Annotated in this window: 12 protein-coding genes; 4 read left to right on the top strand and 8 right to left on the bottom strand. The window is 56.4% G+C overall.

Features of this window, described 5'->3' with window-relative positions; translation table 11 throughout:
* The first annotated feature begins 239 nt into the window (after positions 1-239).
* Together ACGYLQ_RS18825 and ACGYLQ_RS18830 are read left to right on the top strand one after the other, a co-directional pair.
* Positions 240-500: a metal-sensing transcriptional repressor gene (locus tag ACGYLQ_RS18825; protein ID WP_394444322.1), complete on the top strand. Its 261-nt coding sequence runs from the start codon at positions 240-242 to the stop codon at positions 498-500.
* 10 nt (positions 501-510) lie between these two features.
* On the top strand, positions 511-1,830 hold the full coding sequence (locus tag ACGYLQ_RS18830; RefSeq protein WP_394444324.1) for an MFS transporter: 1,320 nt from the start codon (positions 511-513) through the stop codon (positions 1,828-1,830).
* A gap of 20 nt (positions 1,831-1,850) precedes the next feature.
* On the opposite strand, the gene chrA is transcribed toward ACGYLQ_RS18830, so the two are convergent.
* Positions 1,851-3,218, bottom strand: a complete 1,368-nt coding sequence (gene chrA / locus ACGYLQ_RS18835; RefSeq protein WP_394444325.1) for a chromate efflux transporter — start codon at positions 3,216-3,218, stop codon at positions 1,851-1,853.
* Positions 3,218-4,039: a sulfurtransferase/chromate resistance protein gene (locus ACGYLQ_RS18840; RefSeq protein WP_274560128.1), complete on the bottom strand. Its 822-nt coding sequence runs from the start codon at positions 4,037-4,039 to the stop codon at positions 3,218-3,220. The genes chrA and ACGYLQ_RS18840 overlap by 1 nt, the downstream gene beginning before the upstream one ends.
* Positions 4,040-4,461: 422 nt before the next feature.
* Here ACGYLQ_RS18840 and ACGYLQ_RS18845 point away from each other — a divergent pair, with 422 nt between their 5' ends.
* Entirely contained in the window at positions 4,462-5,475 is a 1,014-nt protein-coding gene (locus ACGYLQ_RS18845) for a hypothetical protein (protein ID WP_394444327.1), read from the top strand.
* Positions 5,476-5,560: 85 nt separating this feature from the next.
* Here ACGYLQ_RS18845 and ACGYLQ_RS18850 read toward each other — a convergent pair whose 3' ends face one another.
* The 5 genes from ACGYLQ_RS18850 to ACGYLQ_RS18870 all read right to left on the bottom strand — a co-directional run bounded on the left by ACGYLQ_RS18850 (position 5,561) and on the right by ACGYLQ_RS18870 (position 8,970).
* Positions 5,561-6,082: a hypothetical protein gene (locus ACGYLQ_RS18850; RefSeq protein WP_394444328.1), complete on the bottom strand. Its 522-nt coding sequence runs from the start codon at positions 6,080-6,082 to the stop codon at positions 5,561-5,563.
* A gap of 91 nt (positions 6,083-6,173) precedes the next feature.
* Positions 6,174-6,869, bottom strand: a complete 696-nt coding sequence (locus ACGYLQ_RS18855) for a DNA-processing protein DprA (RefSeq protein ID WP_394444329.1) — start codon at positions 6,867-6,869, stop codon at positions 6,174-6,176.
* 97 nt (positions 6,870-6,966) lie between these two features.
* On the bottom strand, positions 6,967-7,266 hold the full coding sequence (locus tag ACGYLQ_RS18860; protein ID WP_132953151.1) for a hypothetical protein: 300 nt from the start codon (positions 7,264-7,266) through the stop codon (positions 6,967-6,969).
* Positions 7,211-7,882: a ParA family partition ATPase gene (parA, locus tag ACGYLQ_RS18865; RefSeq protein ID WP_394444332.1), complete on the bottom strand. Its 672-nt coding sequence runs from the start codon at positions 7,880-7,882 to the stop codon at positions 7,211-7,213. The genes ACGYLQ_RS18860 and parA overlap by 56 nt, the downstream gene beginning before the upstream one ends.
* 59 nt (positions 7,883-7,941) lie before the next feature.
* Complete coding sequence (locus ACGYLQ_RS18870) at positions 7,942-8,970, bottom strand: replication initiator protein A (RefSeq protein WP_394444334.1); 1,029 nt, start codon at positions 8,968-8,970, stop codon at positions 7,942-7,944.
* 430 nt (positions 8,971-9,400) lie between these two features.
* On the opposite strand from ACGYLQ_RS18870, the gene ACGYLQ_RS18875 reads away from it, so the two are divergent.
* The gene (locus ACGYLQ_RS18875) at positions 9,401-10,516 is read left to right on the top strand and encodes an alpha/beta hydrolase family protein (RefSeq protein WP_394444336.1); all 1,116 of its coding nucleotides are present in this window, start codon (positions 9,401-9,403) and stop codon (positions 10,514-10,516) included.
* On the opposite strand, the gene ACGYLQ_RS18880 is transcribed toward ACGYLQ_RS18875, so the two are convergent.
* A partial coding sequence (locus tag ACGYLQ_RS18880) for a type IV secretory system conjugative DNA transfer family protein (protein WP_394444338.1) occupies positions 10,501-10,833 on the bottom strand: 333 nt, incomplete at its 5' end. The two genes, ACGYLQ_RS18875 and ACGYLQ_RS18880, sit on opposite strands and share 16 nt — an antisense overlap.

Here is a 10,833-nt window from a genome sequence, read left to right on the forward strand (position 1 = left end):
TATGCCCATGTTCCGCGATCATCGCGCGATGATCTGCAATGACATCGAACACCGTTGGCGCATGGTCCGTCGCAGGTGCGATTGACCACACGACGAGCGCCAGACACAAAAGTGCCGACCACGCGGTTCGTCCGAAAGTTTTCAGCCGTTGCACGGGATTTCCTGACTGCTCGATCCTGTCCGCAGCATGTTGTTCATGCCATCTTGTTCTATCCCCTCGGGGGGGATAATTCTGTTCTATGATAAAGCCCCATCCCCATGCAACCCACCCTGCTTTGATTGCTCGGCTCAAACGCGCCGATGGGCATCTGCGTGCCGTCATCGAGATGATCGAGGCGGGCAAACCCTGCGTCGAGATCGCACAGCAGATGCAAGCTGTAGAAAATGCCGTGGCCAATGCAAAGCGCGCCCTGATCCATGACCATATCGACCATTGCCTCGATGCCGACCAATCCCCTTCGGATCGTGAAGAGTTGAAAGCGATCTCGCGCTACCTTTAGGACCGCCCCCATGCTGCAAGTACTTGCCGATCGGACCTACCGTCACCTCTTCGCGGCACAGGTCGTCGCATTACTGGGCACTGGATTGGCCACCGTCGCACTTGGCCTGCTGGCCTATGATCTGGCGGGCGAGAATGCCGCGATGGTGCTGGGGACGGTCTTTGCAATTAAGATGGTGGCCTATGTGGGTGTCGCACCTGTGGCCGCCGCTTTTGCCGACAAGGTGAACCGGCGCGTGTTTCTGGTGGTGCTCGATTTGGTGCGGGCGGCCGTGGCGCTGTGCCTGCCCTTCGTGACCGAGATCTGGCAGGTTTACGTGCTGATCTTTGTGCTGCAATCCGCCTCTGCCGCCTTCACGCCGACCTTTCAGGCGACGATCCCCGACATCCTGCCGGACGAGGCGCAATATACCCGTGCGCTGTCACTGTCGCGGCTGGCCTATGATCTTGAAAATATCGCAAGCCCGATGCTGGCGGGGCTCTTGCTGGCGATGGTCAGCTATAACGCGCTGTTCCTGGGCACGGTGGCAGGCTTTGCCGCCTCGGCCATGCTGATTATCTCGGTCATGCTGCCCAGCCCCAAACCATCCGCACCGCGCGGCATCTATGACCGAACGACACGCGGCATCCGCATTTACCTTGCCACACCACGTCTGCGTGGGCTGCTGGCGCTGAACATGGCGGCAGCGGCGGCGGGCGCGATGGTGCTGGTCAATTCCGTCGTGCTGGTGCGTGGTACGCTCAGGCTGGACGCGTCCGCCCTTGCATGGACGCTCTTCGCTTTCGGTGCGGGGTCCATGGCTGCTGCATTGTTCTTGCCACGTGTGCTGGACAGGGTCACGGATCGGGCGGTGATGATCGGTGGCGCTATGCTGATGGTGCTGACATTGGCCATATTGGCGGCCGAGATCGCGGTGGCCGGACTGATCTGGCCTGTCCTGCTTGGAGCGTGGCTGTTTGTGGGCCTTGGATACTCTGCTGTCTTGACGCCCTCCGGGCGGTTGCTGCGCCGCTCTGCCCATGCAGAGGATCGACCCGCGCTGTTCGCGGCACAGTTCGCACTGAGCCATGCCTGCTGGCTTCTGACCTATCCGCTGTCAGGATGGCTGATGACGCAGTTCGGTCTGCTTGTGGCGCTTGCTGTCCTGGTGGTCTTGGCAGCTGCAGGCATCCTGGCCGCCATGCGCTTTTGGCCACGCGAAGATCCGGAAACGCTTGAGCATACCCATGACAACCTGCCACCCGACCACCCGCATCTTCAGGGGGCCCGGAAGCACGTGCATACCTTTGTCGTGGATGAGAACCATCCCCGTTGGGCGTCGCAGCTTTAGGTAGATGGGCGCGCGAAGAGTTACCCGACACCCATGGTTCGCAATGCGACGCCTGCGACCGCGCATCCAACGAGAATTGTGACCGGGCCGAACTTGAAACGGAACACCGCAATCACGGCCGCCAGCACCAGAAACAGCGCGGCAGGATTAACCGACGCAAACACAGGCACTTCGATGTTCAGGCCCATACCGGTCACGGCCCTGACGTCGTCAAAGACGACATGCATCCCGAACCAGACGGCCAGATTGAGAATGACGCCCACCACGGCTGCGGTGATGGCGGTCAGTGCCGCCGTCAGGACGGCGTTATCGCGCAGACGCTCGATGAAGGGAGCACCGAGAAAGATCGACAGGAAGCAAGGCACAAAGGTGACCCATGTCGTCAGCAGCCCACCGAGCGTTGCAGCCATCAAGGGCGATAGGCCACTCGCCTCGCGGAAGGCCCCCATGAAGCCCACGAACTGCGTTACCATGATGAGCGGCCCCGGCGTCGTCTCTGCCATGCCGAGACCATCCAGCATCTCACCGGCAGCGAGCCAGCCGTAATTCTGCACCGCCTCTTGGGCGACATAGGCCAACACGGCATACGCCCCACCAAAAGTGACCACAGCCATGACGCTGAAAAAGCCCGCGATCTGCGAAAAGACGTTCTCTGGCCCCAGTATGGCGAAGAGCAGCGCCACTGGAGCAAGCCAGAGGGCAAGGAAAACACCAGAAATGCGAAACGCCCAGCCCCGGTTGACCTGCGTATGATCCGGTGACTCTTCGCCGAGCAGGGTATCAGCGTCGTCGACCTGGACTGCCCCGACCTTGCCGTGTCCGCCGCCACCTTGGAACGCGGGCAGGCCCGCTCGCGCCCCAAAGAACCCGATCAGGCCAGCAATCAGGATGATCAGCGGAAACGGCACCGCAAAACCGAAAATGGCCACGAACGAAGCAGCGGCGATTCCGACCATCGCTCCGTTTTTGAGTGCCCGCGAGCCGATACGAATAACCGCCTGCACCACAATGGCCAGAACAGCAGCCTTCAGCCCAAAGAAAAGCGCCTCGACCGGCCCAACATTTCCGTAGAGCGCATAAATCCAGCTGAGTGCCATGATCGCCACGATGCCGGGCAGCACGAACAGGACGCCCGCGATGATGCCGCCGAGCGTGCGGTGCATCAGCCAGCCGATATAGACGGCGAGCTGCATCGCTTCCGGGCCTGGTAACAACATGCAATAGTTCAGCGCATGGAGAAACCGCTTCTCGCCCAGCCAGCGCTGCTCCTCGACCAGGATGCGGTGCATGAGCGCGATCTGTCCGGCCGGACCGCCGAAGCTCAGGAGGCCGATGCGGGCCCAGATACGGGTAGCCTCGGTCAGCGTTGGGTATGTGCGGTCCTGCATCAGTCTGCCTTCGGCTTGTTGGTAGGCCAGTTATGTGTCTCGTCAGTTGCATCCCGCGCCCAGCGATAGAAGGCGTCGTAGAGCAACATTCCAGCATCCAACTGCTCCAGATCGTCTGAATACATACGTGACAGACCAAGTGATGCGGCCAGCAGACCTGCCGCTTCTGGCGCGAGATCGAGACGCGCGGTATCAGCACCACGAATGATCGTGGCCAGCCGGTCAAGCGCCCGGGTGCCCAGGCCAAACTCTGCCAGCATCACATCAAACGTGCAGAGGTCGTCGCGGTGGCTCCAGAACACACCTTCGATATCGAACGGCGCGGCGTTATAGCGTTCGGCCACACCCACCACCTCGGCCGGTGCGACAAACAGGATGACCGCACGAGGGTCGAGAAAGCGGCGGATCAGCCAGGGACACGCGATCCGGTCGATCTTGGGACGCGAGCGCGTCACCCAGATGGTGCGGCCTTGTCCGTCGCGCGCGGGCAGCCGCGTTGAATCGATCAACGGCAGTTCGGCCGCGCGCCACGCGTCGAACCCGCCCTCAAGATACTCTGAAGGGCACCCCTCGGCGCGCAACCAGGCAGCCGCGCCCTGACTGCGCCGGTGTCCTGCCTGACAGACAGCGATTGAGGGCTGTCCACCAAGCTGGGGCGCAAGGCTGGCAAGCGCCTGATCATCGACCCGGACAGCACCGGGCAGCAAACGTGGATCAGCCGCGAAATCTTCCTCGGACCGCACATCGAGCAAAAGCGGTGCGCGCGGTGTTCCGATGATACGGGTCAGTTTGTCGAACGAAATGGCATTGGGCGCAGGCATGTGCGTTCCTCCGTCTTGCGGGTGATATGGAACGCGATCTTCAGCTGACGCTTCGTGGGGCGCTCGCAAACCCCATGTGATAATCTTCTTATGTGGGGCAGAGCTTGTCAAGGGACCGCAGCAGTTTTGGTGGTCCTGCGCATCGAAGCCATGCAGCATGTTCAGATACGGCAATCCACCATGCAGGCTTTTATCATAAAGCTTGCATGAAATCTTGAAGCAGACGCCAGCAACCGTCACAGGTGATAGGTCGATCCAACATTTACCTCGGACTAAGTTATATGCTGACCGGTTGTTTTACTCTACCATCTGGCGGCCCCTCAGAGCATGCAAGCTTTGTGCACTTATGCTAAATATTGTATAAGATATCTTGATGGGCACAGATGGTTGTATCTCTCAGCGGCGCATAGATAGGAAGCCTCATGGGAAAATGGAAAAAGAAGTTTCGGGCACTACCGAAGCCAATCCGCGTGGAGCTTCAACGGATTGTGGTGGACGATATCAAGGTCCTAGCAGGCAAGAGGATCAGCACTGACGATATAGTCGCAGGAACCTATGCCCACCTCGGCCTAAAGCATGAAACCCTTCAGGTCGGGCAAAGCTGGGAAGTCGTGCCGCCTATTAATGTCGGCACCACGTCAAAGCGGAACAGCGAAGGCTGGACGGTTACTCGCAAGGACCTGCCTAAGCATCGGAAATACTTTTATCGGGACATTCCGATCTACGGCGATGCAGCCCGCAACGGCTGGACTACCGCCGCCATTCCGCGTGAGGTGTATGAGACTGACAGCTATCCACCTTACCTTTTCCAAATCGAGGTTTCCGTTCAAGAAGTTCTGAACGATGGCCGTTTCGGTATCGTCTTCTCGATTGATGAAGTGTTTTCCAAACATTCGGCCAGCTTCGAAGAGGACCTGCTTTTCGCAGTTAACCTTCTCCAGGAGAACACCGGCGTCAGTGCTGTAGCAGCATCAGAAAACCCCGACTTTGTTTTCACAAGTCGGCTTCGTTGGGACGTTTTCCCGCCTGGACAGATTGCCGACCTGGCGATGCGTATTCAACAAAATGGCGGTCGAAACCCGCCTGACTTGGCAACGATCACGGAACGGCTGGAGTTGTTCGAGCAATTCCAGCCAATCGAGTATTTGAAGGGCTTGGGCGGAAATGATCATTACATCGGTGCGAAGTATGCCGACGATCTTGTCGTCTTCGAAAACATGCGCCACGGAAACGCGCTGTACGTTCTGTATGACGATTGGGCCACACTATCGCAAAAACCCCGAAGCGAGATACTGAAGCTACCGACCAGCAAGTTTGACCGACTCATTCACACAGAGGGGTGGGCAAACCGCTTCGCCCTGTTGATGCAACATGAGCTGCAAGATCGTGGAACACGTATCAGGATCGGCAGGCATCAAAGAAGGCGGCGGCGATAGGCTTATTATTCTGCCCCCTCCGAAAACAGGCCCCTATAATGATGCGCTGGTTAACCCACAAAGCCACATTTGTGCTTTTGTGGATTCATGGATCGCGTCTCGTCTTTCCGGAGTCGAAGCCCGTGATTATACCGGTAGCTGGATCGACGATCTTATTGATGTCGTCTTGGATGCCTTGAGTGCGTACCATTGCGAAGATGCGGATTTCTGCCTCGGGACAGACCTGGCGCAGCAGCTCAGCACAAGCGTATGTCGTGCGTCCCAAGGTGAGCACATCGTCGACGATAGTGATTTTGTCCGGCACAAAAAAGGGACGTTCCGCCTCGATGCTATCCAGGTGAATCGGTACAAGCGGCCTGTCATCCGCCCTTTGCGAGCTCGACGATTTTGGCACGGCCTTGATCCGCGTCAGGTAGGTTTGCACGTCCTGGCCAAACCCATGCTCGTGCAGAACATCACAGATGACCTTTGCGGGCCATAGAGCTCCGTCCGGCAGAGGCGCAGAACGCGGTGCAGGCACCAAAGTCACATCCGGCCCTAGAAACGGCTTTAGATTATCGGACTTGGCGTCACGCAAGTGAGGGACAGCGGAAGCGATGATATCCACCCTGCCCGCTTTGATAGCACCACAAGTTCCTCTCGATCGTTTCGAGAACTCCGAGGTGCCGCGTGGCGAATAATTGGCGAACGTGCCGTACTCATAGCTCGAAGGCACGAACGCCCCCGGCTGTGTAGTTTGGGATGTCGAGCAGGATGTCCGGCAGGTTCTCGCGGCGCAAAACCTGCGCCCCATACTCGATGAGCTGCTTTGGCCAGGTCAAGTTCGGGTCGTTGGCGACGTTCTCGAGGAGGTAGAGGTCGCGTCCGAGCCGAATTGCTTCCCAGCCCTGATGACGTGTCCCGCTCTTCTCGCTTGCTTCGATCACGATGGTAGCATCGCAGATGAGCGCCATCGTCCGGTTGCGGCGCGGGAAATTCTCGCTCTTGCCTGGATAACCTTCGGGAAACTGGGAAATCGCTAGGTGATCACGCTTGATCTCTTCAAGTAGACCGACATTCGTGGCCGGGTACGCCTTGGATAAAGGCGTGCCGAGCACAGCTATAGTGCGCCCGCCCTCTTCTATCGCAGTTCTATGCGCCACTGTGTCGATGCCTTCGGCTAGGCCGCTGACGACAATGATACCCTGCTGCACCAAGGCACGAGTAACAGCCTGTGCTCGTTTGATGCCGTCCGGGGTGGCTTTTCTTGAGCCGACAATCGCCACACGCGAGCCTTCGGTCAAAAGCGCAGTATCACCCGCCGTGTACAACACGTCTGGTGCGTTCTTTTCCTCGACCGGGCCGAATGGCCCAAGGGCTTCTCTCGTTCTCAGCTCTGCATGCATTCTCATCATGCGGTGACGTTTCTTGCGCCGCCGCCCTCCCCTTTGTTTTTAAGCCACAAATCCCGCCTGCGAAGTATTTCACACAAACCCACATTTGTGCTTTTGTTCATTTGCGGGTTATACCCGCATCCTCTTCCAATTCTTGCGTGCGCTGTTCAATGAAGGCTTGGAGTTCACCTACCATTTTCCGATCCGTCGCACTGCACGCCGTTTTGAATCGCGTGTGCAGGCTCGCCGGAAGATCCAGGCTCAGGCGCTTGGTCGGCTCATCCGGCATGGTCTTCGCGACCGGCTTGTCTGCCCGTGTTGTGTCATGCCCTGCCCCACCACGTTCAAACGCGAGGATTTGGTCATCCGTTGGCTGCTGCTTCGGCTTCGGAGCCGCCGAAAATGTCTTCTTCGACATACCGCTCAATCTCTTTCGTTAATTGGTTGATCTCGCGGGCCGCATTGCTATCGCTAGCCCACTCGAAAATCGTTTGCCCCATGGTCATACCTTCAGCGAAGGCCACCCGTTGCTCGATCTCACTTGCTAGGATTGGCAAACCCGCCTCGGCAGCCATGTTGCGAATATCTCGCCCTATGACAGTTTTCCCTATTTTGCGGGAAACCACAAACCCACATTTGAGGGAAGGCTTGAATTCCTGCGCTTCTTTGACTTGACGCACTGTCAGGTCAGATGCCCACGTCGAGAGACCGGACGGTTCGATGGGCAACGCCACAAAGTCCGATGCAACAATACAAGATCGGGCAATCTCCTCCGCGTGCGGCGGGCCGTCGATGATGGTGTGAGTATAGTCTTGGGCAAGCTTTAGCGCGTCCCGCGCCATGTTGGCCCGTGCCATGCTGACAACCTGGAAGGGCGCATCTTCGCGCAGACTTGCCCATGTTGTGGCCGAGCCTTGCTTGTCAGCATCGATCAGAAGCACCCGGTGGCCTTGGCGTGCCAGACAGCCCGCCACGTTCACCGATAGGGTGGTTTTGCCGACGCCGCCTTTTTGGTTCAGGAAAGATATGATCATGAGTCCACCTCACCACATTCGTGGGAAAGCGTAAAGCCACAAACCCACATTTGTGCGTTTTAATTCTGGTATGCGCCTCGCTTATTGCAGAAGGCCAGAAAGTGCTTATCGGCATCTTTCACGTCGATAGCCTTGTCATGCACCCATGACCGCCACTCGTTTTCCAGCACGTATACGTCCCACCCGGGCGCAAGACGCCGCGCTTCATCATGTGTGTCTGGTTTTCTGAACCGCAACGCTAGGAAAGAGGGGGCGATCACCGCCTCAGCCCCCTTGGGGCGAAAGACAACATTATCGCTTTCGATGCTCATGGCGTAGTCGGGAAGATGGTCGTGCACCGCGTCATCTTCGATGATCTTCGAAATCAATCGCCTGAATTCTTTCGTGGTTGAGCCTGACCCGCACTTGTCGCGCAAGAGTTCGAGCCCACACTTCCACTTGGGTTGTGCGCCGCAATGCTTACGGGCCAGTTCATAGAGTCGCCGTTCAAGCGGTTTTCGGAGAAAAAAATACTGCTTGTTCAATGTCAGAACATGATTGTTCTCGATGGCATCAAACACCCAATCCGACAGTGTGATCTCGACATCCTGCATCCGACCGTCACGTGCCTCCCGAACGATTTCCGCGGACTCGATCAGGCCGAACACTTTAAAATATTCCTTGCCACCTTGGCGGATATTCGTCTCGATCTGCGTGCCTTGCAGACGCCGCAGCGCATCCTTCAAGAGCTGGTAGCCTTGGCCCGAAGTCTGACGGTTCGTCGCCACCAGCAAATCATGAGCCTTGAACCGCATCGACCGGTTGACTTTGCGGCCTTCGTTGAGTGCAGCCATGCACTGACTGATACAGTAGATCAGCACGTCACGGTCATGGACTGTGGCCAGCCCGTAGCGTGACGGTGAAACCTCAATCGAATTATCACCATTCTGGTAGCGTCGCGGCTTCATGTCCGGCTTGGTCGAGAGGGTAAACACTGGATGTTCCATCGAAGCCATGTCGCCTTTCGGCACCGCGTCCACAATGTCGCAAACGAACAGGTCTTTTTGCGGATGCCGGTCAGGCAGGAGCGGGGAGCGTGCATTCGTCATTTCACACACCCTCTGCTCAGCTCACGATTCGTCATTTCACACACCATGGCTCACTATCGTCATTTCACACACTGATCGTCAAGAGTCGTCATTTCACACACCAACAGCCTGTGGGTAACTTTTCTCAGCTATCGTCATTTCACACACCAAACTTCGTCATTTCACACACCAAACTTCGTCATTTCACACACCAGACTTCTAGAAAAAATATTTTTTTTCAGTGTGTTATTGGACCTTTTCCAAAGTGTAACTCTATTATAACTCTATTTAACTCCCTCAAAACGCGACCCCTTTAACAAATTCAAACATCGTCCCCCTGTTCAAGAAGTCATGTTTGAACCACAGCAATCTTCTGATTCTTCTCTAATCTCTTGAGTCTGACGATTCTGTTTGGTTATCAAAGAAACCAAAATGGAAGTCAGGAGATCCAATGTTCCGACAGCTAGCACGCAGCCATGACCATAGGCACATCCAAAAATCCTTGGATCGTCAGGAACGTATTTCTCAAAAATGCATCGAATTCTCTCATGACGCATCTGCCGCCTTCGCGGTTGACGAAGCCGAAAATCAATACTCTCCGGACTTTGACCTAACCTCTTGGACTATCGGCGAGGGGAAACAGTTTTACTCACCCATCTCGTCGTTTGAACCACTGGAGGTCACAGACAACAGCGTTATATTTCAGTCAGACATCACAACACTAGAAAACGAAAACAACACGTTTGAGTGTGTCGTAACCGGCAGTGGATCAAAAGAGCATGCGATTGTTGTCTTTCATCATTGGTACGCCCGCAACCGGTATCCAAAATTTGCGAAATTCTTTGCGTCAAAAGGGATAACAGTGGTCGAAGCAACGCTTCCGTACCACTTTGATCGTGGCTGCAGTGACTCTGCCGAAGACAATTTTTTGAGCGCGAATATCGGGCGCACTGTTTGGGCAATGAGACAAGCCGTGTTGGATGGCCGTAAAATTGTTGGTTGGCTTCATGAGCTTGGCTTTGCGAAGATATCTGTCGTGGGCATGTGTATCGGTGGCACCGTTGCCGGTCTGATCGCCGCGCAAGACGAGAAGGTCGACAAAGCCGTTCTGATGGTGACGCCCATGAGTCCTGCCGATCTTGTCTGGAGCGCCGAAACCATGAAACCGCTTCGGGAACGTATCGAATCCAACATGTCTCTAGAGGAGCTGAGAGCTGCCTGGAGCATCATCAGCCTGAACATGCACACGTTTGGTCTCACCCGCCGGGGGCTGGAAAAGATGGTCATCCTGGGTGAAAAAGACACTATCGCGCGCCCGGAAGGGTCAGAATGGATGATAAAGTTTTTACAAAAAACCGGACACTCACCCGAGCTTCTACGGCTTGGCTGTGGACATTCATCCATCGGACTCTTTCCGTACAATCTGGTGGCGGCCTGGAAGGTTTTGCATTTCTTGAAGGAATGGCCAACATGGCAAGAGCTATGGGATGCGCGCCTTTTGATAGGTGGTATTGATTTGACCGAAGGACCACGGAAATACAGATTTTTTGATCACTGGAGATCTTGAGGGACGAACTGCCCCCTGAACTCGGGATCAACATAGTAGCGCAGCTTTTGCGCGACGGCGGTGGCTCGCCCCTGAACGCGCAGGAGCTGGTTTTCCGGGCGGAGCTGCATGATTTCATCGGGGGTCAGCAAATCGCGGCTCGTGATGTTGTTGCTGAAGCTGGGACCGTCACCCGGCTTAAAGCTGTCGGTCTGGAACCCGGCTGTTTCCTGACCCATCATCTGGCTCAGCCACTTGGCGGTCTCGAAATCATTCACCCCGAAGACCTGCTGCACCCCGGCATTGGCAATGAATGTGCCCGCGCGTTCGCCGTAGAG

This window comes from Sulfitobacter sp. 1A12779, from assembly GCF_043557315.1.
Taxonomy (GTDB): domain Bacteria; phylum Pseudomonadota; class Alphaproteobacteria; order Rhodobacterales; family Rhodobacteraceae; genus Sulfitobacter; species Sulfitobacter faviae.